Source organism: Streptomyces sp. cmx-18-6 (assembly GCF_046548915.1).
Classification (GTDB): domain Bacteria; phylum Actinomycetota; class Actinomycetes; order Streptomycetales; family Streptomycetaceae; genus Streptomyces.
This window is the reverse complement of sequence record NZ_JAEBEP010000008.1, coordinates 131,513-154,510: the sequence shown is the minus strand read 5'-3', so window position 1 is coordinate 154,510 and position 22,998 is coordinate 131,513. Positions and strand designations below refer to the sequence as shown.

The window sequence follows — 22,998 nt, the reverse complement described above, 5'->3', positions numbered from 1 at the left end:
GCCCGCCCCTCTGCCCCCGCCCGCCTCCTGTCCGGACGCCCGCCCTCGCCCGGACCACCGGACCAGAGGCGCGGCGGGTCGCGCGCCGGGACGCCCGCGCCCCCACCTGGGAGCGTGGGCGCCCCGGCGCGCGGGGGCGGGTCAGGCGGTGCCGGGCTCCTCCAGCGCCACGACGACCATCACCGGAAGATCGGTGTCCTGCTGGATCACCCCTGCGGTCAGGATCCGACCGTCCAGGGTCCACTTCTTCACCTCGATGAACTCGTCCTTGTCCGCCGCCGTCTGCTCGGCCTCCACCAGGTGGCCGGCGAGAGGGGATTCCTCGATCTCCGGGAGGAAGCCGGCCAGCACCCGCTGCCCCTGCTCGTAGACCGCCTCCAGGTCGTCGAAGTAGCCCGACTCGTCGACGTCGCGGATCCAGACGGCGAACGAGACGCTGACCGACTCGCTGCGGAACGTCTGGATCCAGCCCCCGACGCCGTTCTTGTCCCACGATGTCTCCACGCCGTCACGGGGTTTGCCCCCGGGCGTCCACTCCTGGGCCGAGAACCGTGCCGCCGCACCCTCGGCGGTCAGCGGGGCGAGGCCCCTGAGATCTTCCAGCATGGTGATCACCGCAGCCATGAACTCATTCCCCTCATACCGTTGCCGGGCCCTTCGAGGACTCGCCGGCTTCCACCCGACGCGGACGGGACGGGCGCACCGGCCGCGCGCCGACCCTGGACGGCCGCCCCGGTCTCCGTACCGTACGACGCGACTGCCCCCGGGCCCCGGCCGCCTCGGCCACCGCCACCCGCACCGAAAGGCCCGTCCCACGGGCGCGTTTCGGGCCACTACAGTGCACGATCATGGACGCCACCGACCTCGACCACCGCCACCGCACCTACGACGGCTGGATACCGGCCGCCGTCGCCTCGGCTCTCCACGAGCACGGTCACGACGGCCTGCTCCGCGAAGCCGCGGCCGGCGGAGACTGGTTCTGCGCCCACCGGTTGGCGCAAGCCGCTGTGGCCGGCGGAGGCTCCGGCGGGCGGGCCGAGGCCCTGGCGCTCCTGGAACCCTTCACCTCCACCGGATGGTGGCCGGCGGTGCGAGCGACCGGCCGGCTGCTCGTCGACGGGGGGCGAACCGGCGAAGCGGCCGAACTGCTGCGTCCGCACGCCGATACCGGTCACCGGGAGGCCGTGCGCGAGTTGGCGCGCGTGTGGGCCGCCCAGGGGCGCGTCGACGACCTCGTCGCGTTGCTCGGGCCGCGAACCGCCGACAGTTCCCTCGCCGAACTGCTGGTGGAGCTCACCGCGGGCCACGACCGTGACGACGAGACAGCCGCGCTGCTCCCACCCGTGGGCGTCGGCCCGACAGCCCCGTTCGCCCCTCCGGGGCAACTGGACGCCTGGGACACCGTCCCCCTGCACGCCACGCTCCTGGAGCGCCGGGGCCGGGTCGACGAGGCCGCCGCTCTGCTTGGGGAGCACGTGAGCGTCGACGGCATCGTGTTCGCCGAGCACGCCGAGCAACTCGCGGCTCTCCTCGCCCGGCACGGACGCGAGGACGAACTGCGCGCCCGTCTCGGCGAGGACGGGGCCGAGTACGCCAGGACGGCGCTCACCCGCTTCCTGGAGGAACGGGAACGGACCGAGGAAGCGGTCGCCCTGCTGACGCGGTGCGGCCGCGGGGGAGACCTGCACGTGGCATGCGAGCTCGCTGAACTGTTGACGCGTCACGGCCGTCACGACGAGGCGATCGCGGCCCTGCGCACGGCGGTCGGTACGGCCGGCGGGGACGCCGACTGGGTCGTCGATCTGCTCTGCCGCACCTTCGTCGAGGCCGGCCGAGCCGACGAAGCCCTCGTGTACCTCGACGAGTACGTCGCCCGGCACGGCGGTCACCCCGCCGACGCCGCCCGCATCCGCGCGGAGGTCCTGAAGCTGTGCGGCCGCGCCGAGGCGGCCGACGCCGGATCCCCCGCGTGGTCCGAGCGCGCCGAAGCCCTCATGCACGGGAGCGTGGACGGTGTGATCGCGGCGGCGGTACGCCTGGTGCGCGGGGGAGAGCCGGAGGAGGCGGTCACCCTCCTGCGGGACCGTCTGGACGAGACGAGGCGACTGGGGAGCGAGCACCTGCCCAGCCGCTGAACCGGCAGACCGGACGGAGGCCCGCAGCCCCGGAGCCCCCATGCCCTCCAGACGTCAGCCCCGGCGCAGCACCGTGGCCTCCGTGCCCCAGCCGAGGGCGATCGTCCGCTCGACGTCCCAGCCCGACCGCCGCGCGAGGGCGGCGATGGCGGCGGAGTCGCGCAGCGGGCCGCCGGTCGCGGCGTACGCGTGCAGGGCCGCCTCCGCCGCGTGCGGGCTCAGGCCGTCGGGGCGGGAGGACTCGACGAGGATCGCCGTCCGGGTCCAGTCCGCGAGCCGGGTCAGGAGCAGCGCGGCCTCCTGGTCGGTGCGGTACGCGAGGGCCTTCGCGGCGACGGCGACATCGGCGGGGCCCGCCGTCCAGTCGACGCGTTCCGGCGTCGGCACGTGTCCGCGCAGGACCGTGGCCGGTGTGGCGTCCTCCGCGACCCGCAGTCGCGGCAGCCGTCCCGCGTCGTCGAGGGCCGCGACCACCGAGGCGCTGCCCGGCCCGGTCAGCAGGCAGGTCCCGACGTCCTCCCAGAGGGGGTCGGCCGTCAGACCGTTCAGCAGGAAGACCAACTGCTCGCACTCCTCGACCAGTTCGCCATAGCGTCCCGCGTCGCCGGTCACCGCGTCGAGCAGCGTGGCGCCCGAGGCGAGCCGCCAGGGGGACGTACCGCCCTGGAGCGCGGGAGCGAGGTGGGTGAGGGCGAGCAGCAGCTCGGCCTCATGGCCGGTGTACTCCTCGCGCTCGTGGTCGTCGAGGAGCTCCTCGCCCGCCGGACCGAGGCGCAGCCCGCTCCCGGCCTCGCCGTCGACGACCACGCCGTACGCGCGGAGCAGCGGAAGCAGGACGTCGATCCCCGGCCCGGGCACGCCCAGGCGGGTCGCCAGCGCACCGGCGGAGAGCCCCGGTGCGTCGGCCACCGCGTCGACGACGCCGAGTAGCAGCGCGGCCCGCGCGACCAGCCACGGCAGCGGCGACGGGATCGGACCGGCGGCAGGGCCCTGCGGGGCGCCGCCCGCGTCGGCCGTGCCCTTCGCCTCCGGTGCCGCGACCTCCTCGCGGTGCCAGTAACCCGTGATGTTCAAGCGGTCCTTGGGGAGCTTCCGTTCGCGCTGGAGATACCGGCGTACCGGAAGCAGCGCCCGGCTCTCCGCCGCCGCCCAGGCGAATCCCCGACCCGCCGGCGCCGGCAGCGCGCGGACGGCGGCGTCCAGTGCCGCCGCGTCGCCCGGCTCCGCGACCGCCCAGGTGATCGTGTCGCCCTCGCGCAGGGCCAGTTCCTGGCGCGCCGAGTCGTCCGAGACGGTCACCAGGACATGGGCGGGGGCGTCGAGCGGACGTTCGTCGAGGAAGCGGCCGATCGCGGGCAGGGCCGTCTCATCCCCGATGAGGAGGATCCAGTCCAGCTCTTTGGGCAGCCGGAGCGACGACTTGGGCCCGACGAACCACAGCTCGTCGCCCTCCCGCGCCGAGGTCGCCCAGGCTTCCGCCGGCCCTTCGCCGTGCACCACGAAGTCGAGGTGGAGCTCTCCCTCCTGGAGGTTCACCCGCCGGGGCGTGTAGTCGCGGGTCAGCCGGTGTTCGGCCGGTGTCCACTCGATGCCGTGCGGCAACTGCGCCGGGAGCGCCGCGTGGACGTCCCCGTCAGCGGCCAGGATCACCTTGACGTGGTCGTCGAACCCGGGCGCGGCGAAGGCGGGATGAAGAGTTCCGTCGCGGGTGAACGCGGCCAGTTCCTCGCCGCCGAGGACGACGCGCCGCATCCTGGGCGTCACTTCGTGGACGCGGCGCACGGTGACCCGGCGCAGCACGAGGGGGTGCGTCGTGTACGCGCGCTGGGCTGCCATCAGGAGAACTTCTTCTCGATGACGTCGAGCAGCGCCATCGACTCGTCGTAGTCGCCGCGCAGCACCCAGTACGGCAGGTCATGGGCGTGGTTCTTCCTGAAGGCGGGCAGCGCGCCGTAGACGGGGTTCTTCTTCAGGGTGGCGACGTCGGTCGTGTCGGCGTTGAAACCCATGACGAAGACGGACGGCTGGGTGATCGTCTGGCCCACCTTCTCGGTCGACAGCTCGAACATGTCGCCGCCCTGCCCGTACACCTTGAAGCCGCCATCGGAGAAGACCGGCGCGGGCTCGATGCCGACCTTCTTCAGCTCGGTGGGCAGGCCCACGCTGTCGACCAGGCCGTACGCGGTGCCATCGGCGGTCAGGGCGAGGTAGGACACGGGCCCGGGCGGCGGTGTGATCGCGTCCTTCACCTCGGTGATCCGCTTGTCGTACGCGGCCAGGTGCCGGTCGTAGACGTCGGGCTTGTCGAACACGTCGTCGGCGAGGAAGGAGAACTGGCTCCGCCAGTCACCGAGTTCCTTGCCCACGAGCACGGTCGGGGCGATGCCGGAGAGCTTGTCGTACACCTTCTCCGCCTGGAACAGCGGGAAGCCGATGCCGCCGCCGACGATGAGGTCGGGCTTGAGGGCGAGGATCGCCTCCAGGTCGAAGCCGTCGACACTCCACGGCAGGAACGTCGTGCCGTCCTCCTCGGCCTCCTTCTCCCAGTACGGGGAGAACTCGCCCTTGCCGTCCGCGTCCTCGGGGATCGTGGCGCGCACCGGTACGTCGAGGTCGTAGAGGTACCCGGCGAGGGCGTGGTTCAGCACGACCACCCGCTTGGGCTCGGCCGGCACCTTCACCTTGCCGTAGTCGGTCGTGACCGTACGGGTCTTCGCGGGGGACGCCTTGCCCCCGTCATCGGACGAGTCGGCGGCCGAGCAGCCGGTGAGGGCCAGCGCGGCGACGAGCGCGCAGGCGAGAAGGCGGGCGGGAGCAGACATGGGACCTCATGTGACTGGGCAGAATCGAACGTTCGGGCTGTTGGTAAGGTGAGGCTAACCTCGCTGGTTCCGCTGCGTCGATCCGAGTGCGACATCGCCGGTGACGGACACGACGCATCGCATACGACAGGAGGCAGGCGTGCCGGTGACATCCCTCGGCACCGTGGTCGCCGAGAACGCCATCCGGTTTCTCGGCCACGACACGCACGAGCACGACGAACCGCACCTCGTCTACGTGGTGACCGGCAACGCCCGCCTGTCCGCGGACGGCGAGGAGTGGCGGCTCGGGCGGCACGAGGCGCTCTGGCTCGCTCCCCGGGTGCCGCACGCGCTGCGGATCGAGCCGGGCGGCATGGCGCTCGGCCCCTTCCTCAACCCCTCTGACCAGCCACGATGCCGCGTCCAGCCGCTCGGAGTCGTACCCGCGATCGTCGAGGTCATGACCACCACACTCGGGGCGGCGCCGACCACGTCGGAGCAGGTGGAGCCGTTCCGGCAGGCGCTGGGACGCGTACTGAGAGGCATCTCCCGGCAGTACTTCCCGGTCGTGCTGCCCGCCCATCCGGCGGTGCGCGCTCTCGCCCGCGAGGCCCTGCGCACCCCCTCCGTCACGCTGGAGCAGCTCGCCGCACAGCACCGGATGAGCGCCCGCCAGGTGCAGCGCGTCTTCCTCGAAGAGACCGGACTGCCCTTCACACGGTGGCGCAACCGGGCCAGGATGAACGCCGCCGTCGAACACCTCCGCGGCGGGGGTGAGCTGACGGCGGCCGCCAGGGCGGCCGGGTACGCCACCCGGGCCGGACTGCTGCGCGCGCTGAGCCGCGAGTCGGGGGTGCCCGTGAGCGCGCTCACGACGGACGCGGCGGAAGCGCTCGGCGGCCCCTGAACCGGGAGTCGAAGGCTCCAAGGGGTTCACGGGGTTCAGACAGTTCCAGCAGTTCACGTACGTCGATCACGCCACGGCACTCCGGGTTGTCCGCGTGGCGGGTCGCTCAGGGAGATTCGATGGCACAGGCGCTCGCGACGACGACCGAGCCACCACCGACCGCGTCCCCGAGGTCCCCGCGTCGCAGGACGCGCCGGCTCCTCGGCCTGGGCGTCGCGGTCGGCGTCCTCCTCGTCGCGGTGCTGCTCAGTGTCGCGATCGGATCGGCGATGCTCCCCCTCGACATCGTATGGCAGGCGCTGACCGCCCCTGACGGCTCCGCCTCGCACGCCACGATCAGCGACGCCCGCGTGGACCGTACGCTGCTCGGCATCGTCGTCGGCCTGTCCCTGGGCGTGGCGGGAGCGCTGATGCAGGCGCTCACCCGCAATCCGCTGGCCGACCCGGGCGTCCTCGGCGTCAACGCCGGCGCGGGTTTCGCCGTCACGCTCGGCGTCGCCCTCTTCGGCGTCACGCGCATCGAGCAGTACCTCCCCTTCGCCTTCGTCGGCGCGATCGCCGGTTCGGCGCTGGTCTACCTCGCCGCGAGCGGCGGCCGGGCCGGGCCCTCGCCGCTGCGGCTCACCCTCGTCGGGGTCGCCTTCACGGCGGTACTGTCCGGCGTCTCGCAGACCCTCGCCCTGATCGACACGGAGACCTTCGACCGGATGAGGTTCTGGGGAGCGGGCACCATCACCGACCGTCCGACCGGCACCGCCGGCGACATCCTGCCCTTCGTCCTGGCCGGCCTGCTGGCCGCCGCCTGCTGTGCCCGCCCGCTCAACGCGATGGCCCTCGGCGACGACGCGGGACGGGCCCTGGGGCTGCGGGTCGGCGCGACCCGGTGCGGTGTGGTGATCGCGGTGACCCTGCTGTGCGGTACAGCGACGGCCGCCGCGGGCCCGCTGATGTTCGTCGGCCTCATGGCGCCGCACGCCGTGCGCCGGCTCACCGGGCCCGACTGGCGCTGGATCCTCGCCTACTCCGCCGTGCTCGCCCCGGCGATCGTGCTGCTCGCCGACGTCCTGGGCCGGCTGATCGTGATCCCCGCCGAGCTGCCGGTCGGCGTGATGATGCCGCTCATCGGCGCGCCCGTGCTGATCCTGCTGGTGCGCGGAAGCCGAGTGAGGGAACTGTGAACGGGGCAATCGTCCTCAGGGCGGGGACCCTGAGCCTGCGAGCGACGCGTCGCTCGCTCCTCGTCTGCGGGCTGCTGGGCGTCACGCTGGTCGCGCTGGCCCTGTGGGCGTTCACCCTCGGCAGCTTCCCGCTGAGCCTCGGCGACCTGGCCTCGGTCCTGACCGGCGCCGCCGAGGACAGCGTCCGCACCGTCGTCCTGGAGTGGCGGGCGCCGCGCATCGTCGCCGCCGTGCTGTTCGGGGCGGCCCTCGCCGTGGGCGGCGCGATCTTCCAGTCCCTGACCCGCAACCCGCTGGGCAGCCCCGACGTCATCGGCTTCACCACCGGTTCCTACACCGGCGTCGTCCTCACGCTGCTCGCGGGCGCGAGCAGTTACGCGGCGCTCGCGGCGGGGGCGCTCGCCGGCGGGCTCATCACCGCCCTCGCCGTGTATCTGCTGGCGTTCCGCCGTGGTGTGCGCGGCTTCCGGCTCATCATCGTGGGCATCGCGGTCGGCGCGCTGCTGTCCTCGGTCAACACGTGGTTCTCGGTGAAGGCCGACGTGGACACCGCGCTGCGGGCCGCGGTGTGGGGGGCCGGCTCCCTGAGCGCCATCGGCTGGCCCGCCGTCCTGATGGCCTCCGCCCTGACGGCGGCGGTCGCCCTGGCGGCCCCGGTGGCGCAACGCCGGATGCGGTGGCTCGAACTGGGCGACGACACGGCGGCGATGCTGGGAGTGCCCGTCGAGCGCACGAAGCTGCTGCTGGTCGTCCTCGGCGTGGCCGCGACAGCCGCGGTGACCGCCGCGGCGGGTCCCATCGTGTTCGTCGCCCTGGCGGCTCCGCAGATCTCCCGCCGCCTCACCGGGCGCGGAACCGTCGACCTCGCCGGCGCGGCGCTCGTCGGCGCGCTCCTGCTCCTCGGGGCCGACATCGCCGCCCAGCACGCGATCCCGGGCGTGGTGCTGCCGACCGGCGCGGTCACCGTGTGCGTCGGCGGGGCGTATCTGCTGGTCCTGCTGGTACGGGAGGCCCGGCGGGGACTCTAGGCTCTGCCGGGAGGGGGCGGGGGAACGTCCCCGCTCCCACGACGGGGCGGGACTCACCGGAAGGCGCGCGCACATGACCGGAAAGCGGGACCGCTGGGCGGAACTCACCGGCGGACAGGCCGGGGAACAGTACGCCCGGCGCTTCGCGCGGCTCGCCGCGTCAGGGCACGACATCCACGGCGAGGCGGCCTTCTGCGACGCCTTGGCGGGGCCCGCAGCCCGGGTGCTCGACGCCGGCTGCGGCACCGGACGGATCGCGATCCGGCTCGCCGAACTGGGCCACCACTGCACCGGCGTCGACATCGACGCCTCGATGCTCGCCGTCGCCCGCCGCGAGGCCCCCGCCGAGGAGTGGCTCCTCGGGGATCTGGCCCGGATGGACGACCTCGGCCTGGAACCGGTCTTCGACCTGGCACTCGCCGCCGGAAACGTCATTCCCCTCCTGGCCCCCGGCACCGAGGCAGCCGTCATCGGGCGGCTGGCCGCCGTACTGCGCCCCGGCGGTCTGTTCGTCACGGGCATGGGGCTGGACGCCGCGCACCTGCCGCTGCCCCGAGCACCCTTCGGCCTCGCGGACTTCGACCGGTGGTGCGCCGACGCCGGACTGACCCTGCGGCAGCGCCACGCCACCTGGAGCGGCGATCCGTACGTCGAGGGCTGCGGCTACGCCGTGAGCGTGCACGCCCGCCCTGCCGCTGGGAGCTGACCACGGGCCGGCCGGGCGCACCGGGCCGACTGGGCGCACGGGGCCGACCGGGCGCACGGGGCCGGCCGGGCAGACCGTGTGCGCCGGGCGGGCCGGGTCCACCGGGGCCGACCGGGCCGACCCAGCGCACCGGGCCGACCAAGCGCACCGGGCCGACCGGGCACACCACGGCCGGCCGCCGCACCTGGCGTGGGGAACGTACCCTCATCCGGCGCGGATCGACGTCACCTCATAGACGACGGCGGAACTCCCCGCCGGTCCGCGGCAGGTCAGCCGGTGCGCCGGTGTGCGCCGCGCCAGCACCTCGACGTCGAGCACGCTCGTACGGGGGGGAGTGCCGCTGACCCGGATGCGCCAGCCGTCCCCGTCGCGGGCCGTTCCGACGACCGCGTAGTCGTGTCTGCCCGCCGGGCCGAAGCGCCCGAGCACCGCGGCCACCGCCGCCTGCTGCGGCGGGTAAAGGGTGGTGTAGCCCCGCAGGTGATCGGCACGGATGCGGCCCGCCAGGTGCTCCTCCACCACGGCGACCGACGACCGGGCGTCGAGATTGCCGTAGTAGACGCCATCGGGCACGACGACGACATTGGCGGCGAACCGGTCGCCCCCCACATGCGTGCACTCCCACACCAGGTCGGGCCAGCGCGCACTGAGGACCCCGCCCACGGGCCGCCCGCGCACGGCACAGCAGGCGTCGTGCAGGCCATGGGCGCAGACGAGGACGACAGGCGGCCGGCCCGGTTCCCCCGGGGAGTCCAGGGCCGTCACGATCTCCGCCAGGTCCTGGTCGCGCCGCCAGTCGCCCCACTGCTGGCGCAGGGCGCCGGAACCGTCGTGGCGCAGCACCGCCCAGCGCCCGCTCCCCGCGGCCCGGCGGCGTCCGTGCCGCCTGATCAGCAGCACCCGGGCGCGGTGCGCCCGGGCGGCGGAGAAGACGAGCGCCTTGGTCCGCGGATCGAGGTCGAGGCCGTCGAAACCGTTGGCGGGCCAACTGCGCCGGTACTCGATGAGGACCCAGACGAAGCCGTAGGGAGCTGTCCCCACGAAGGCGTCGTTGCGTGCCCGAGCGGCGTCGGCGCAGAAGAAGCGTTCCGGCGGGGTCACCGGTCCGCGGGCACCAGCACGCCCGCCCGCAGCAGCCGCCCGGCGAGCGCGAGACCGAGGTCGCCGGCCGTCCGGACCCCGCCCTCCAGCAGCCGGGTCACGGGTACGAGATCGGCCGCCGGGAAGTCGAGGTGGCCCACCCGGGTGAACAACCGGGCCCCCTCCAGCCGGGGTTCCAGCGCCCTGCGCAGCCGTACGGGCGACGTCGGGCCCAGGTCGTGCAACGCGGTGAGCTGGGCCAGCGGCCCCAGTGGCGCCGGGCGTCCCTGGCCCCGGCGGGCGCGATGGAACAGCGGAGCGGGATCGGCCTCGGCGACGGCGGCCAGCAGGCGTTCACGTACCCGGTCCAGCTCGCCGTCCCAGCCGTTCGGGCCGTCCGTCCCGAGGGGCAGAGTGCGGCGCATCGCGGGTTCGTCGCCCAGCGCCGCGAGGGCGGCCCGGGTCAGCTGCTCGGCCAGCGCGTAGCGGGTCCAGACATGGACCCCGAGGGTCAGATGAACCGACACCTGCCCCTGCGCCTCGGCCGAGTGCAGCCACCCGCGCGGCAGGTACAGCACATCGCCGGGACGGAGCACCGTGTCCAGGTGGGGCGTGTCGTGCGCGGCCCTCTCCGCGACGGCCGGCCGGTGGTCGGTCCACGGCTGATCGCGCGACGGGTCGGGGAGCACGGGCTCGTGGACGACCCACCGCTTCGTCCCCTCGATCTGGAGGACGAAGACATCGTGCACGTCGTAGTGCGCGTCGAACCCGCGGTTCTGCGGCGGGGTCACATAGGCGTTCGCCTGCACCGGGTGCCCCAGCTCACCGCTGAGTGCGCGGACGAGGTCCGCGACCGGCTCCCAGGTGCGGTGAAGTGCCTGAAGCACGAGCGTGGCCCCGTCCGCGAACGCGCGCCACAGGGCGGTGTCGTCGAGCTGGTCGGCCACGGTGGCTCCGACGCCCGCCGGTGCGGTGAACGACGAGGCGGGGAGCGTGGAGCCGTCCTTGGCGACGCGCAGGAAGGGCGTACGCAGTCCGCGGCGCGAGATCAGCTCATCCACGGCGGACGTGGAGAACAGATCGGAGAAATCGCTCGCGCCCCGGGTCAGCGCCGCTGTCCGCGCCCAGACGTCACGGGCGAATTCCTCTCGGCTCAGCCCGGTCAGGCGAGATTCCAGGACCCCGACGCCTCGACGGACGCCGGAGTCCTGGAGTTCGGTCCGGGACACGCTCAAGAGCGGCTGCCGGCCTCGTCGGCCCCGCCGTCTGCGCCGCCGTCTGCGCCGCCGTCGTGTACGCCGGGGGTGCCTGCCGCTCCGCCGTCCGCGGGTCCTTCGGCTCCGCTGTCGGCTCCGCCGTCTGCGCCGCCGTCGTGTACGCCGGGGGTGCCTGCCGCTCCGCCGTCCGCGGGTCCTTCGGCTCCGCTGTCGGCTCCGCCGTCTGCGCCGCCGTCGTGGACGCCGGGGGTGCCTGCCGCTCCGCCGTCCGCAGGCCCTTCGGCTCCGCCGTCTGCGCCGCCGTCGTGTACGCCGGGAGTGCCCGCCGCTCCGCCGTCCGCGGGTCCCTCGTTGCCGTTCGCGTCATCCTCGGGGTGGGTCATCGTTCCTCCTGGGGGTCGCGCCATGGGGACGATGGATTTCCGCTGTCCGGAAACCCGGTCGCCGGGGAAGGTTGATCTGCACCGAAAAGGCCCTTATGTACCGTATCTCCGTGGCCGGAAAACAACGATTCGGGCGACGGGAAGTCCTCCGAATGCCGGAACGGCCGATGCGGCGGCCGCCCCGGTTCACGGTGAGCGGCCCCGGCGGGGGCGCGACGGTGAGACGGTGGGAGGTCCGGGCGTCCGCGCCTTTCGGTGCTATTCCCGCGTCGTCGCCGTCGCCGCCAGCACCAAGTCCACGCAGTGCGCCTCCAGCCGCTCGCGCGGCACGTCGAGCGTGCCGTGCAGCCACCCAGCGAAGAGGTTCGCCAGGCCGCCGACCAGGGCGTGCGCGGCCATGCGGCGGTCGATGTCGTCCCCCGCCCGGGAGAGCTGGCCGCCGACGAGGTCCGTGAACACCGGCATGAGCCGATGGCTGTGGGCCCCGAGAACCGGGTCCGCGAAGGGCTCCAGGAGCAGGAGCCGGCCCTTGTGCGGCGCGTCCAGGACGAGGGCGACGAAGGCGGAGACGGCGGCCCGGGCCCTGACTTCTTCCCGCTGCGGGTCGCTGAGCGCCACGGCCTCCTCCAGGGCCCTTCTCGCCTCGTCGGCCACCCGCTCGAAGGCGGCGAGGAGCAGGTCGTCGCGCCCGGTGAAGCTCTCGTAGAAGTAGCGGTCGGTCAGGCGCGCTTCTCTGCAGACCGATCGGACCGTGACGGCCGCGCATCCCTCTTCGCCGGCCAGGCGCTCGGCGGTGTCCAGCAGGGTCTGCCGGCGGGCCGCGCGACGCTCGGCGAGCTTGGTCCCGCCCCAGCTCCGCTCCGTCAACTCCGGCCCTCCCGTTTTCTGTTGACCCAATTGACGACAGCCGTCCGCACATTCTAACCTGAGGACAGATGTCCTCAGATTGCTCTCTGCGCAACTGCCAGGACGATCCGCCACGGCACGGTCGCGAACAGAGCCACGGAACAGAGCCGCCCCGGAACGGAATCCCCCAGCGGAGGCACACGTGACAGCGTCAGCTCACGGACCGAACCCCCCGACCGACCCGAGAACCGTCGAACCCCTCGGCCCCGACTCCCTCACCTGGCGCTGGTTCGGCGACTGGAGGGGCCTCCTCCTCGCCCCCTGGGCCGGGTCGATGCAGAACATGCACCCCGAGCTGGGCGCGGGCGTCGCCGAGCACTCCCGCTTCTTCGAGGAGCGCTGGGAGCGCCTCTTCCGCTCGCTGTATCCGATCGGCGGAGTGGTCTACGACGGCCCGCTCGCCGCCCGTACGGCCCGCGAAGTGCGCGGCTACCACGCCTCGATCAGCGGGATCGACGAGCGCGGCCGCCCGTACCACGCGCTCAACCCGGACACGTTCTACTGGGCGCACGCCACGTTCTTCATGCTCACCGTGCGGGTGGCCGAGCGTTTCGGCGGCGGGCTCACCGAAGCGCAGCGGCGCACGCTCTTCGACGAGCACGTCCGCTGGTACGCGCTGTACGGCCTGTCGATGAAGCCCGTTCCCGGCAGCTGGGAGGAGTTCCAGAGGTACTGGGACCACATGTGCGCCGACGTCCTGGAGGACAACCGCCCGACCCGGGACGTCCTGAACATGCGGCGCGTCGCCAAACCGCCTCTTCTGCGCCTGCTGCCCTCGCCGCTGTGGGCCCTCGCCCGCGTCCCGATGGTCCGGCTGACGCTGTGGATCACGGTGGGCGTGTACCCGCCCGCCGTACGCGAACGCCTCGGCCTGCGCTGGACGCCCCACGACGAACGGCTGCTGCGCGTCCTGGGCCGACTGGTGCACCACGTCTGGCGATACGTCCCCGAGCGGCACCGCTTCCATCCGCGCGCCCGCGCGGGCTGGGACCGCGAGCGGGGCCGGCCGGCGGCGGGCCCGGTGGAGACACCGGCCCGGAACCTGCCCCCACAGGAGCGGCGCGGGCTTCCGCAGCACTACATACCGAAGCGTTGACGGGGCGTCACCGGAACCGCTGACCGCTCGTGGTGATCTCGGGGCCTCGGCCCTCCCCGTCCGCCCCTTCTACCCTTGACGCATGAACGTGTTCAAGGGCGCTGACGGCCGGTACCTGGAGATGACCAACGGCGGCACGGCGGTGTTCGTGGACGTGCTGATGCTCTCCGTGTCCACGCTGGCCCGCGAGCCGTGGGACTTCCGCTTCGCCGCCCTGCTGACGCTTCAGGACCAGAGTGTGATGGGGCGCGGGGTGGTCGGCTTCGGCCTCGCGGATCTCGACTGGGGGGACACGCCGCAGGAGCGCGCCGCGGCCAAGGACTTCCTGCTGCGCGTCCTCGATCTGGCGCTGTCCCGTCACCGGTGGGAGGAACTGACCTACGATCCGCCCCGGGCGGAGGGGTACCTGCGCGCGTACCGGGCGATGGTGGAAGCGTTCGACCCGGCGACCGCGAGGGGCGGCGCGGACGTCCTGCCCGGTCCGCAGGAGGCCGCGACGGCCTCGTGCGTACGTCACCGGGTGCTGGACGCGCTGCCGTTCTGGGAGGCGTGCGTGTTCTGCACGGCCGAGCCCCGCTCGCACCACCCGATGCGCGACGGCGCGGCTTCGCCTTCGGCTGCTGTTCCGACCGCGGGCGAGGGCGCGGGCGATGAGAGGCTGAACGTTCCTCCTGGCGCCTGCTAGTCGGCGGGGGTGCCCCAGTAGTGGGGAGAGGACCGTTTCTGCGGCCTGTTCGGAGGTTCGGCAGGCGATTCGCGGGCTGTGGTCCAGATGGCCTCGATCCCCAGGGGGTGGTAGCCGTCTTCCTGCGTCCACGCCGACGCGTCGGCGTGTTCCGGTGCGGGGGCGTGCGGCGAGGGCGTCGGCGGCGCCTTGCGCTCGATGCTTCCGAGGCGTCGCTCGAAGTCGGCCTGGAGCCGGTTCATGGTGTCGAGGAAGTCCTCGAGCGGAATGCTTCCTTCGTGCATCTGCTCCTCTTTCCTGCGTCGTTCACCTCGCCGTACGCCGGAGTCGGGGGTGGCGACGAGGGGATGGAGGGGGCGGACGGACCGTGGGCGGAGGCGTGACTGCCGCGCAGGCACGGCCTCGGGATTCGTCCCATGCGAAACGGAGAACGCTTCGCGGTGGTGCACTCCGCACAACGATCACTTCCGCCGGGGGGAATGCCGCATTCGGGTGACCCGTCGAGAACTCCGTCCTCGCGATCGGCAGGCCGGCCGGATCGGCTCATGCCGCGGCGTGATCGCAACCGTCCCTCCGCGGGCTTCACATGAGTCATGCATACTGTCGGCGCCGCGCGGGAGCCGGTGAAGCAGTCCGCGCGCCGTCTTCGGACGCGCGCCGCATGACGGGGGAGTTCGATGACCGAGCTGTGTGGTGTCCTGACGTGTCCTGGCGTCGGGCCGGTGAGGGGCCCAGGGGCGGCCCGGTGACCGTGGGGATCATGCCCGGGGCTCAGTTGGCCCAAGGCCGCTTCGTGGTACAGGAGTTGATCGGTCAAGGCGGGATGGCGGCCGTCCATCGCGCGCACGACACCGCCCTCGGCCGGACCGTGGCGATCAAGGCGATGAACCCGGCGCTGGCCGCCGACCCGACCGGCCGGGAGCGCTTCCGGCGCGAGGCGCGTGCGGCCGCCGCTCTCAGCCACGCCCATGTGGTGGCCGTGCACGACGTGTTCGAGGAAGAACTCGCCGGAGTGCGGGTGCCGTACCTGGTGATGGAGTACGTCCAGGGGCGGACGCTCAGTCACTCGGTGCCCTCCCGCCCCGGCGGGTTGCCGCTGGACGAGGCCCTGCGACTGGTCGCCGAGATCCTCGACGCCCTCGCCGCCAGCCACGCCGGTGGGCTCGTCCACCGGGACGTGAAGCCCGCCAACGTGATGGTCACCCCGGGCGGCTCGGTGAAGGTCATGGACTTCGGCATCGCCCGCGCCCTGGACGCGCAGGCCACCGCGCTGACCGGGACCGGCTACACCGTGGGGACACCGCACTACATGTCCCCGGAGCAGTTCGAATCCGGCCGGAGCATCGATGCCCGGTCCGATCTGTACGCCGTCGGCGTCGTCCTCTTCCAGCTCCTGACCGGGACCGTGCCCTTCGACGCCGACTCGGGCTTCCGGATCGGCTACCTCCACGTCACCGCCGAGCCCCCGGCGCTCGCCGCCCTCGGCGCGCAGGCGCCCGCCGAAGTGCAGGCACTGCTGACCCGGGCGCTGGCGAAGGACCCGGCCGACCGCTTCCCCGACGCGCGGACGATGCGCGCCGAGGTGCTGCGTATCCGAGGGAGCCTGTCCGGCCCCGCCGCCGGGGGCCCCGGCGGCGGCTACGTACCCACGGTGGCGGTACCCCGGCCCGGGCCGCCGCCCCCGCAGACCGCAGCGCCCCTCGGCCCGCCCCCGACGCCACGGGCCGTACAGCAGGCGGCCACGGCCTCGCTGGCCCTCGGAGCGCTCGCCGGATGCGGAGTGCTCGTACCGGTCGGGCTGGCGCTGACCGGGTCCGGCGGGTGGCTGACCGCCGCGATCGCCGCCGTGGCCGGAGGACTGCTCACGGCCGCCCTGGTCGTCGGTGGACTGCGGCTGTTCCGTGCCCAGCGGCGAGGGGCCGCGCTCGCCGTCCGCGCCCTGTCCGTCCTGGCCACGGTGGGCGCCTTCTCCCTCGTGAACAACTTCAAGGGCGGTCTCCTGGCGGAGCGTTGGCCGTTCATGGCGGGGGCGCTGGCGGCTACCGCGGCCGTGGTCGGCGCGCTCGTCCTGCAACAGCGGGCCCTGCGCGCGCTCCCCGGGGAGGACGTCCGCCAGGGGCCGCCGCCTCCGCTGCGCGGCTCCGTCCCCGGCTGGGCGGTGGCGTCCGTCGCGATGACGCTCGTCGTCGGCGCCGCCGCCGGGGGTGCGGCTGTCCACACGATGTCCGGCCCCGTCACCGCAGAGGCCGGTGACGGGGCGAAGGGTGGCGGGAAGGGGGAGAAGAGTGCCGGGAAGGTGGACGCGAAGACGTTCGACCCCTGCGAGATCCCGGAAGCGGCGATCCGCGCGGCCGGCCTCAACCCCGGCAGCCGAAAGCCGTACGCGACGAGCGACACGAACTCCGGCTGCCAGTGGGGAGCGAGCGGCGACACGCAGAGCCTGTACGTCATGCGCGACCCCGCAGGGTACGGGAAGCACCCGGCGGACTACCGCCCGGTCAGCATCTCCCACCCCACGCTCCCGGCCCTGAACGGCTGGCAGGTCTGCCCCGACACCGGCCCGGACATGGGCGGCCCCTGCATGTTCCTCTACAACGTCCTCGGCGGTGGCGGGGTCGAGGTGCAGACCTGGAGTCCGGCCGGCAGGAGCGACCGCGAAGCGCGTCTCCGGGACTTCGTCGTCGAGCTCCGCCCGCACCTGCCCGCCCCGGACGGCCCCTGAGGCCGGCGGCCGAACGGCATTCCGCGATCCGCCCGGGGCGTTCGAAGAGCCGTGGGCGTACGAAGAAACCCTGGGGCGTGCGAAGAAGCCCCGGGGCCCGCGAAGAACCCGGAAGAACAGAGTCGAGGAGATACGTGATGCTGCGAACGGGCCTCATATGCCTGGCCGTTGTGGCGGGAGCCGCACTGCTGACCGGGTGCGGGGAGGAGCCGCCGACCCCTGTCACGTACGGGGCGGCCGAGCCCGCGGGAGACACGCTCGGGCTGCGGCCGCCCGAGGGCTCGGCGATCGCCCTGTCGCAATGGCCCGACGCGTGCAAGCTGGTGACGGAGGCGGAGCTCCAGGCCGTCCTGCCGCAGGCGAAGGCGATCAAGCACGAGCCGGTGAAACTCACGATCACGAACTTCAACCCGCTGACCCAGGCCCCGCCCGGCACCACCGGCGACGTTCCCCGAGGCGGCTGCAAGTACGACTTCCACCTCCCCGACCACGGCGACGACGAGTTCGGCAACAGCCACTTCACCGTGGTCGTGACGTCGGTCGCGGACGCCGGCCTCGTAAAGGAGCGGTATCGCGAGGACAAGGACCGGGACGAAAAGGAGAAGGGCTTCGTCGACCTGGCCGATTCCTGGGGGGCTCAGGACTGCTACAACGTCGAGGCGTCGTTCCAGGGCAAGGTGACGTGCCTTCAGGGGACGTACCTCTTCGAGGTGGACGGTGACACCTCCGCCGCGGGTGTGCTGGAGATGCCGCCCACAGACGCGACAGCCGCCGAGAACCGCGCCGCCGTGGAGAAGCGCAGGAAGCTGTGGACGGAGAAGGTCCTGTCCGAGATCACCCGGACCATCGCCGCCCGTCTGTCCTGACGGGTGTCCTGACAGATGTCATGACGGATGTCCTGAGGGATGTCCTGACGGGTGTCCTGGCGCAGGCGGGCGCTCAGCGGGCGGGCGGCACGCGGCCGAGGGCGAACCGGGGGGCGCCCGGCCGCCCCTCGACCAGGTCGGCGGCCAGGTCACCGATGGCAGGGCCGAACTTGAAGCCGTGCCCCGAGCAGCCCGCCAGCACGGTGACCGGGCCCTGCCGGTCGATGACGAAGTCCCCGTCCGGCGTGGTGGTGTAGAGGCAGGTGAGAGGGACCGGTTCGACGCCGGCCACGCCCGGCAGCCACTCCTGCGCGTAGGCGCGGAGACGGTCGACGGCCGCCGGGTCCGGCGTACGATCGCGGCGGTCGGGGTCCACGACGGGCCCGACGCCGTGCAGACCGATCTTCACGCCGTCCACGCTGCCCAGCCCGTACAGACCGCCCGGCACATCCCAGCCGGCCCCCGGGTGGTGGACGAACGACGGCCAGTCCAGCGCGTCCGGCACCGGGAAGTGCACCGGCTGCTCCTGGGTGACGCGCATCGGCGGCAAGCCGGTCACCACGGCCGGCAGGAGACCGGGCGCCCAGCCGCCCACGGCGACCACGACCGCGTCCGCCGACAGTGCCTCGTCGGCGTCCGTCACCACGGTGACCTGGCCCTCGGTGTGCCCAGCGCGCCCGATACGCCCGGTAGCGCCGGTGTGCCGAATGCCCGTCACGCGTACCCCGTGCCGCACCTCCGCGCCCCGCCGCCCGGCGGCCTTCAGCAGGGCGGAGACGGCGTCGTCGGCGTGCACCCGGCCGGCGTCGGGATGGTACAGCGCGGCCGTGTCGGCGCGGAGCCCCGGCCACCGGTCGGCCACTTCCCCGGGCGACAGCCGCCGCGCGGACCGGCCCGCTTTGGCCAGCACGTCGGCCAGCCGGTCCACCGCCCGGGGCAGGCCGTGGTCGACCGCGCCGGTGAGCGTCAGGACCGACTGCCCGCTCTCCTCCTCCAGCCTCCGCCACAGGGGCAGCGCCCGGAGCGCCAGTTCGGTGTACGAGGGCTCCGCGTACGCCAGCCGGAAGATCCGCGAGGTGCCGTGCGAGCTGCCGCGGTCGTGGCCGGGGCCGAAACGCTCCAGCACGGTGACGTGGTGGCCGCGCACCGAGAGCCGCCAGGCGGCGGCGGCTCCCATCAGCCCGCCGCCGATGACGAGAACGCGAAGAGCCATGAGCTGGTGTTCCTTTCCTGTGGCCGCGCGTGGGTGTGTCCTGTGATCCCCGCGCGGGCGTGGATCACGGTTCGCCCATGAAGAAGCCGGCACCGGCGACTGCGAGCGGCAGGTGGCCGCCCGGGAAGGCGACGCTGTGGAGGACACGTGCGCGGACGTGAACCAGGATCGCGCCGACGAAGAAGGCGATCAAGCCGATACCCGCCGCCGGGCCCAGCCGGTGGACGCCGGGCAGCCCGATGGAGAGATCCGCGGCGCCCGCGAGTTCGGGGGTTGCCGGGTACGGCAGGGCGGCGATCCCTCCGCGCCCGAGGCCGGCCCGTCTCCCCTCGGCGCATCCGCCGCCAGGGGGCGTTGTCAGTGCCTCTCCCTAGAGTGGAGTCATCACCTGGGGGAGCCACCGGGGGAGCCTTGGAAAGGGAGTGGAAGCGTGTCCGCCAACAGGATTCAGCACAAGGTGAATCATGTCGCGCTGGTCGTGGACTGTTCGGGTTCCATGCGTCAGCACGAGAACCAGCTCATCCGTGTCGTGGACGAGTTCGTGGCGGGCCTGAAGGCCGAGTCGGACAGCCTCGGCCATGAGACCCGGATCAGTCTCTACTCCTTCGACCACAGGGTGGAGAACCTGGTCTGGGACATGGACGTGAAGCATCTGCCGTCCATGCGGGGGCTGTACAGGGTGAACAACGGAGCCACGGCCCTCATCGAGGCGTCACTGAAGTCCCTGGACGACCTGGGGCACATCTGGGAGGAGTACGGCGAGCACAGCTTCCTCCAGATCGTGGTGACGGACGGCGAGGAGAACGCCTCCGGCGGCGACAGGAGGCACGACGGGGACATGGCGATCCTCGGTCCGTGGCTCGACAGGATCGCGGCGAAGATGGGCGGCCTGCCGGGGCACTGGACCTCGGCGATCCTCGTCCCGAACTCCCTGGCCAAGCGAACCGCCCAGAACTACGGCTTCCCGGCCGGGAACATCGCCATCTGGGACGCGGACTCCAAGGAAGGCGTCGAGGAGGCGATCGGCACCGTGCGCGCCGCCGCCACCAGCTTCCTCCGGGGCCGTGAGAAGGGCGTGCGCGGCACGAAGAATCTGTTCGCGGTCGGCCAGGACATATCGGTGGACGAGGTGCGGGCGAACCTCGAACCGATCCCGGCCGGCAAGTACCGGCTCCTGAAGGTCGACACGGAGACCGAGATCCGGTCCTTCGTCGACGCGCATCCCGGTGTGACGTACGAACGCGGTTCCTGCTACTACCAGTTGGGCGCCCGCGCTCAGGTTCAGCCGGACAAGGAAGTCATCGTGGTCGAGAAGGACACCGACCGCGCCTACACGGGCGAGGCGGCGCGCAGCCTCCTGTTCGGTACGGGCATCAAGGGAACCGTCTCCGTCAAGGCGGGCAACAACCCCGAGCTGGAGGTGTACGTACAGAGCCGTTCGGTGAACCGCAAGCTCAAGCCGAAGACGCGGCTGCTCGTCATGGTCTGAGACTAGGGGAGGGCCGAAGCGCGAGCGGCGGCCGGGGACGCCGGGTGCCCGGCCTGCGCCACGTGGGCGGCGGCCTGCGCGTCACCGATGCCTCAGGGGCGTTTGTTGAGTTTCCTGGCATCGCTGAGGATGCGGCCGCGATCCATGAACCCGATGCCTCGGTCTCTGAGGTCCTTGTCGATGTGGTGCTGCTTGCTGCCGGTACGGAGCAGGCGCGCCGCCTCGGCCACCAGGTCGTCCTGCCGGGCGCCGGAAGCCGCCGCGCGTGGGCCGGGCCGGGCGCGCGTGGGGCGCGGCACACGCACCGTGTTCGCCGCTGTGGTGGGGCCTGCTCCCGACCGGGGAACGAGGGCCACCCGGAGAGGCCGGATCCGGAGAGAGACACGGAAGCCGAACCGTGCGGCTATCAGGAACGTGCCGATCGCCCAGCAGGCCAGGAGGATGCCGACGAACTTCAGGATGTCCAGGATGAGCGGGCCGGTGTAGGTCTTCTCGTCGCCGATCGAGCCCAGCGGCGCCATGAGGAGCAGAACGCCCACGACGACACGCCAGTTCCGCTGCCAGAACGTCTGCCCTCCGGCCGTGCCGGGGTCGCGAACCGCCATGGACGCGGTGGACGCCACGGGCGCGGTGGACGCGGCAGACGCGGATGCGGCGGTCGATGCGGAGGCGGCGGCGGAGCGGTGAATGCGGCGTGCCGTGTCGTTGACCGGCGTCATCGTGCCGTCCAGACGGTAGGTGAAGAGCGCGATGGTCCGCTCCTCGGCGTAGACCACGGCGGTGGCCGTGTAACCGCTGCCGGTGAAGAAGATCAGCTGTGCGGTCGATCCATGGGGGCGTGCTCCCACGAAACGTTGCAGGTCCGGGCGTCCGACCTGGGCGGCCTGGTACTTGACCTGCCCCAGGGCCCCGGCCGCGTGGACGTCGATGCCGGAGTCGGGCCCTCCGGGGCGGGCGGTGGCGCCGGCGTAGCCCCAGTGGTTCATCCAGCGGGCGGCGTTGTGCTCGGCCTGCTGCCACGAAGAAATCCGCGTCGGTCGCGGCGGCACAGTCCTGTGCGGCGTCTCGGCCACGTTCCCCCCTCAGGTACTCCTTCACACGGCTCGGCGGGCCGCTGCGCGAGGCGGAGTGGAACAGGCGTGCCCGGCAGTGACATGGCCGGCCACAGCCGGCTGGGAACCGGTGCGCGCCCAGCGGGTGTTCGACCCCGGTCGCCGACTCGGGAAGGTCTCGCGGACCAGTAGGTTACAGCCGCGCCGCGCTGGGCGTCCGGCGATGTCGACGGTAGGGGCTCGGCGGTCCGGGGCTTGGGCCGCTAGGGCGTGTCCGGCGGATCAGAGCCGGGTCCGCGACGCCCGGCACTTCCCCAAGCTCTCGGCTTCGCTCGAGCAGGGGAGACCCCATCCCTCGCGGCGTTGCCGAAACGCCCGAATCGCTCCGCGATGAGGACGTTCCAGCGCCTTGCGACGCACCGCACCGGACGCCGCGGCCTATCCGGTCCTGATCCGTCGGCCACACCCTAGGGCCCCTCGATGTCGTCCGCGAATGGGGCGCACACCCGGCGCATGGAAGCTCACCGCGCTTTCTGCGTGCATACGCGGGGGTTCGCGGGCGTCGCGCGAGAAAGTATCCGGAATGGCGTGGTCAATAATTGGACATACCCCCGCAATGGGTGCATCGAGTGGCTCGATATTCGCCTAGAGATTCAATTGGCATATGCCTCGGGTGAGGTTGGCGTCTTTCGTTCGAATTAATACTCGTAGGTAGTGGGGTAAGTCTGCGCCCTGACTGCCACCGGCCCTCTAATGTGATTGGCATGGAAGGGTGGAGCTGGGGTAGTCGTGGCTCCGCCGCAGGTTTGCCGCTGGTATCCGGCGGTGTAGCGTGTCGCCGCTCCGGCGGTCGGCACCGTGCCGCCGTGACCCGGTTCGGTGGTGCGACTGCGAAAAACGCTGAACCAGCATGTCCGGAAACGGTCGATGAGTATGCTGTGGAAATAGTGAGAACACGTGGGGGAGTCATGGCTAATCCTTTCGACGACGAGTCGGAGCGGTTCGTGGCGCTGGTGAATGACGAGGGGCAGTACTCGCTGTGGCCCGCGCGTCTCGACATCCCGGGCGGCTGGCGCGCGGACGGCCCGGAAGGGTCGCGTCAGGAGTGTCTGGACGTGATCGAGGCGGCTTGGAACGACATGCGTCCCGCCAGTCTGGTGCGGGCCATGGAAGCTGACGCCGGATAGGCCGGCTTCTGACCGTCAGGGCTCCCACCGGGCCGTACGGTCTTCCGGTGCGGCACTCGAACCTCATCGGATCTGTTCTCTTCTGATCAGAATCGATCAGGTGTGATCAGTGATCGGTTGGATTTCGATCGCAAGTGTTCGCGCCTCCTTCATACACCCTTCATAAACCATTGGTGGCCCGCCGTGCGTTCCGTTCCGCGGGCGCGAAGGCGGAATAGTCTCGTGCCGGGCTCGCCGCGTCCGGCGCGAGGCTCCCGCCATCCCTGACACCACGGGCGCAGTGGTGCTCCTGTCTGCTTTCACCGTCCCGTCTCCCGTGGTCGGCGGTGCAATCGCGTGACCGGTTC

22 protein-coding genes are annotated in these 22,998 nt (G+C 72.4%); 11 read left to right on the top strand and 11 right to left on the bottom strand.

Annotated features, from left to right (window positions below; genetic code table 11):
• Nucleotides 1-141 precede the first annotated feature (141 nt).
• Entirely contained in the window at nucleotides 142-624 is a 483-nt protein-coding gene (locus tag ACLJPL_RS20300) for a hypothetical protein (RefSeq protein ID WP_411082273.1), read from the bottom strand.
• Between the two features lie 224 nt (nucleotides 625-848).
• Here ACLJPL_RS20300 and ACLJPL_RS20295 point away from each other — a divergent pair, with 224 nt between their 5' ends.
• Nucleotides 849-2,135 (top strand): tetratricopeptide repeat protein, encoded by a 1,287-nt coding sequence (locus ACLJPL_RS20295; protein ID WP_411082272.1) that lies wholly within the window; start codon nucleotides 849-851, stop codon nucleotides 2,133-2,135.
• 54 nt (nucleotides 2,136-2,189) lie between these two features.
• Here ACLJPL_RS20295 and ACLJPL_RS20290 read toward each other — a convergent pair whose 3' ends face one another.
• On the bottom strand, nucleotides 2,190-3,971 hold the full coding sequence (locus ACLJPL_RS20290) for a siderophore-interacting protein (protein WP_411082271.1): 1,782 nt from the start codon (nucleotides 3,969-3,971) through the stop codon (nucleotides 2,190-2,192).
• A complete protein-coding gene (locus ACLJPL_RS20285; protein ID WP_411082270.1) occupies nucleotides 3,971-4,957 on the bottom strand; it encodes an ABC transporter substrate-binding protein in 987 nt (328 codons plus the stop codon). Before ACLJPL_RS20285 ends, ACLJPL_RS20290 begins: the two co-directional genes overlap by 1 nt.
• A gap of 139 nt (nucleotides 4,958-5,096) precedes the next feature.
• Between ACLJPL_RS20285 and ACLJPL_RS20280 the strand changes: the two genes are divergently transcribed.
• The 4 genes from ACLJPL_RS20280 (at nucleotide 5,097) to ACLJPL_RS20265 (ending at nucleotide 8,755) form a co-directional block, all read left to right on the top strand.
• On the top strand, nucleotides 5,097-5,843 hold the full coding sequence (locus tag ACLJPL_RS20280) for a helix-turn-helix domain-containing protein (protein ID WP_411082269.1): 747 nt from the start codon (nucleotides 5,097-5,099) through the stop codon (nucleotides 5,841-5,843).
• A gap of 119 nt (nucleotides 5,844-5,962) precedes the next feature.
• Nucleotides 5,963-7,021, top strand: a complete 1,059-nt coding sequence (locus ACLJPL_RS20275; RefSeq protein WP_411082268.1) for a FecCD family ABC transporter permease — start codon at nucleotides 5,963-5,965, stop codon at nucleotides 7,019-7,021.
• Nucleotides 7,018-8,049 (top strand): FecCD family ABC transporter permease, encoded by a 1,032-nt coding sequence (locus tag ACLJPL_RS20270; protein ID WP_411082267.1) that lies wholly within the window; start codon nucleotides 7,018-7,020, stop codon nucleotides 8,047-8,049. The genes ACLJPL_RS20275 and ACLJPL_RS20270 overlap by 4 nt, the downstream gene beginning before the upstream one ends.
• Before the next feature lie 73 nt (nucleotides 8,050-8,122).
• Nucleotides 8,123-8,755, top strand: a complete 633-nt coding sequence (locus ACLJPL_RS20265; RefSeq protein WP_411082266.1) for a class I SAM-dependent methyltransferase — start codon at nucleotides 8,123-8,125, stop codon at nucleotides 8,753-8,755.
• Nucleotides 8,756-8,959: 204 nt separating this feature from the next.
• Here the strand turns inward: ACLJPL_RS20265 and ACLJPL_RS20260 are convergent, their stop codons facing one another.
• The 4 genes from ACLJPL_RS20260 to ACLJPL_RS20245 form a co-directional block, all read right to left on the bottom strand.
• A complete protein-coding gene (locus ACLJPL_RS20260; RefSeq protein WP_411082265.1) occupies nucleotides 8,960-9,856 on the bottom strand; it encodes a sucrase ferredoxin in 897 nt (298 codons plus the stop codon).
• Complete coding sequence (locus tag ACLJPL_RS20255) at nucleotides 9,853-11,070, bottom strand: cupin domain-containing protein (protein WP_411082264.1); 1,218 nt, start codon at nucleotides 11,068-11,070, stop codon at nucleotides 9,853-9,855. The genes ACLJPL_RS20260 and ACLJPL_RS20255 overlap by 4 nt, the downstream gene beginning before the upstream one ends.
• Entirely contained in the window at nucleotides 11,067-11,435 is a 369-nt protein-coding gene (locus ACLJPL_RS20250) for a BatC protein (RefSeq protein ID WP_411082263.1), read from the bottom strand. The genes ACLJPL_RS20255 and ACLJPL_RS20250 overlap by 4 nt, the downstream gene beginning before the upstream one ends.
• Nucleotides 11,436-11,693: 258 nt before the next feature.
• On the bottom strand, nucleotides 11,694-12,302 hold the full coding sequence (locus tag ACLJPL_RS20245; RefSeq protein ID WP_411082262.1) for a TetR/AcrR family transcriptional regulator: 609 nt from the start codon (nucleotides 12,300-12,302) through the stop codon (nucleotides 11,694-11,696).
• Between the two features lie 181 nt (nucleotides 12,303-12,483).
• Between ACLJPL_RS20245 and ACLJPL_RS20240 the strand changes: the two genes are divergently transcribed.
• Both ACLJPL_RS20240 and ACLJPL_RS20235 read left to right on the top strand, forming a co-directional pair.
• Complete coding sequence (locus tag ACLJPL_RS20240) at nucleotides 12,484-13,437, top strand: oxygenase MpaB family protein (protein ID WP_411082261.1); 954 nt, start codon at nucleotides 12,484-12,486, stop codon at nucleotides 13,435-13,437.
• A gap of 82 nt (nucleotides 13,438-13,519) precedes the next feature.
• Entirely contained in the window at nucleotides 13,520-14,122 is a 603-nt protein-coding gene (locus ACLJPL_RS20235) for a hypothetical protein (protein WP_411082260.1), read from the top strand.
• On the opposite strand, the gene ACLJPL_RS20230 is transcribed toward ACLJPL_RS20235, so the two are convergent.
• The gene (locus ACLJPL_RS20230; RefSeq protein WP_411082259.1) at nucleotides 14,119-14,406 is read right to left on the bottom strand and encodes a hypothetical protein; all 288 of its coding nucleotides are present in this window, start codon (nucleotides 14,404-14,406) and stop codon (nucleotides 14,119-14,121) included. The genes ACLJPL_RS20235 and ACLJPL_RS20230 overlap by 4 nt on opposite strands.
• Before the next feature lie 539 nt (nucleotides 14,407-14,945).
• Here ACLJPL_RS20230 and ACLJPL_RS20225 point away from each other — a divergent pair.
• Nucleotides 14,946-16,844: a serine/threonine-protein kinase gene (locus tag ACLJPL_RS20225; RefSeq protein WP_411082258.1), complete on the top strand. Its 1,899-nt coding sequence runs from the start codon at nucleotides 14,946-14,948 to the stop codon at nucleotides 16,842-16,844.
• Nucleotides 16,845-16,981: 137 nt separating this feature from the next.
• Nucleotides 16,982-17,710, top strand: a complete 729-nt coding sequence (locus ACLJPL_RS20220; RefSeq protein WP_411082257.1) for a hypothetical protein — start codon at nucleotides 16,982-16,984, stop codon at nucleotides 17,708-17,710.
• Between the two features lie 73 nt (nucleotides 17,711-17,783).
• On the opposite strand, the gene ACLJPL_RS20215 is transcribed toward ACLJPL_RS20220, so the two are convergent.
• Together ACLJPL_RS20215 and ACLJPL_RS20210 are read right to left on the bottom strand one after the other, a co-directional pair.
• A complete protein-coding gene (locus ACLJPL_RS20215) occupies nucleotides 17,784-18,923 on the bottom strand; it encodes an FAD-dependent oxidoreductase (protein ID WP_411082256.1) in 1,140 nt (379 codons plus the stop codon).
• A 64-nt stretch (nucleotides 18,924-18,987) separates the two neighbouring features.
• A complete protein-coding gene (locus tag ACLJPL_RS20210; RefSeq protein WP_411082473.1) occupies nucleotides 18,988-19,212 on the bottom strand; it encodes a DoxX family protein in 225 nt (74 codons plus the stop codon).
• Nucleotides 19,213-19,353: 141 nt separating this feature from the next.
• On the opposite strand from ACLJPL_RS20210, the gene ACLJPL_RS20205 reads away from it, so the two are divergent.
• Nucleotides 19,354-20,412: a VWA domain-containing protein gene (locus ACLJPL_RS20205; RefSeq protein ID WP_411082255.1), complete on the top strand. Its 1,059-nt coding sequence runs from the start codon at nucleotides 19,354-19,356 to the stop codon at nucleotides 20,410-20,412.
• Nucleotides 20,413-20,504: 92 nt separating this feature from the next.
• Here ACLJPL_RS20205 and ACLJPL_RS20200 read toward each other — a convergent pair whose 3' ends face one another.
• The gene (locus tag ACLJPL_RS20200; RefSeq protein ID WP_411082254.1) at nucleotides 20,505-21,485 is read right to left on the bottom strand and encodes a restriction endonuclease; all 981 of its coding nucleotides are present in this window, start codon (nucleotides 21,483-21,485) and stop codon (nucleotides 20,505-20,507) included.
• A gap of 947 nt (nucleotides 21,486-22,432) precedes the next feature.
• Here ACLJPL_RS20200 and ACLJPL_RS20195 point away from each other — a divergent pair.
• Nucleotides 22,433-22,651: an MbtH family protein gene (locus tag ACLJPL_RS20195; RefSeq protein WP_411082253.1), complete on the top strand. Its 219-nt coding sequence runs from the start codon at nucleotides 22,433-22,435 to the stop codon at nucleotides 22,649-22,651.
• The last annotated feature ends 347 nt before the right edge of the window (nucleotides 22,652-22,998 follow it).

What these genes read in the sequence shown, in the direction of transcription:
- ACLJPL_RS20300 (WP_411082273.1), bottom strand. Translation starts at nt 624, where the DNA reads ATGGCTGCGGTGATCACCATGCTGGAAGATCTCAGGGGCCTCGCCCCG.
- ACLJPL_RS20295 (WP_411082272.1), top strand. Translation starts at nt 849, where the DNA reads ATGGACGCCACCGACCTCGACCACCGCCACCGCACCTACGACGGCTGG.
- ACLJPL_RS20290 (WP_411082271.1), bottom strand. Translation starts at nt 3,971, where the DNA reads ATGGCAGCCCAGCGCGCGTACACGACGCACCCCCTCGTGCTGCGCCGG.
- ACLJPL_RS20285 (WP_411082270.1), bottom strand. Translation starts at nt 4,957, where the DNA reads ATGTCTGCTCCCGCCCGCCTTCTCGCCTGCGCGCTCGTCGCCGCGCTG.
- ACLJPL_RS20275 (WP_411082268.1), top strand. Translation starts at nt 5,963, where the DNA reads ATGGCACAGGCGCTCGCGACGACGACCGAGCCACCACCGACCGCGTCC.
- ACLJPL_RS20265 (WP_411082266.1), top strand. Translation starts at nt 8,123, where the DNA reads ATGACCGGAAAGCGGGACCGCTGGGCGGAACTCACCGGCGGACAGGCC.
- ACLJPL_RS20250 (WP_411082263.1), bottom strand. Translation starts at nt 11,435, where the DNA reads ATGACCCACCCCGAGGATGACGCGAACGGCAACGAGGGACCCGCGGAC.
- ACLJPL_RS20235 (WP_411082260.1), top strand. Translation starts at nt 13,520, where the DNA reads ATGAACGTGTTCAAGGGCGCTGACGGCCGGTACCTGGAGATGACCAAC.
- ACLJPL_RS20230 (WP_411082259.1), bottom strand. Translation starts at nt 14,406, where the DNA reads ATGCACGAAGGAAGCATTCCGCTCGAGGACTTCCTCGACACCATGAAC.
- ACLJPL_RS20225 (WP_411082258.1), top strand. Translation starts at nt 14,946, where the DNA reads ATGGCGGCCGTCCATCGCGCGCACGACACCGCCCTCGGCCGGACCGTG.
- ACLJPL_RS20220 (WP_411082257.1), top strand. Translation starts at nt 16,982, where the DNA reads ATGCTGCGAACGGGCCTCATATGCCTGGCCGTTGTGGCGGGAGCCGCA.
- ACLJPL_RS20215 (WP_411082256.1), bottom strand. Translation starts at nt 18,923, where the DNA reads ATGGCTCTTCGCGTTCTCGTCATCGGCGGCGGGCTGATGGGAGCCGCC.
- ACLJPL_RS20195 (WP_411082253.1), top strand. Translation starts at nt 22,433, where the DNA reads ATGGCTAATCCTTTCGACGACGAGTCGGAGCGGTTCGTGGCGCTGGTG.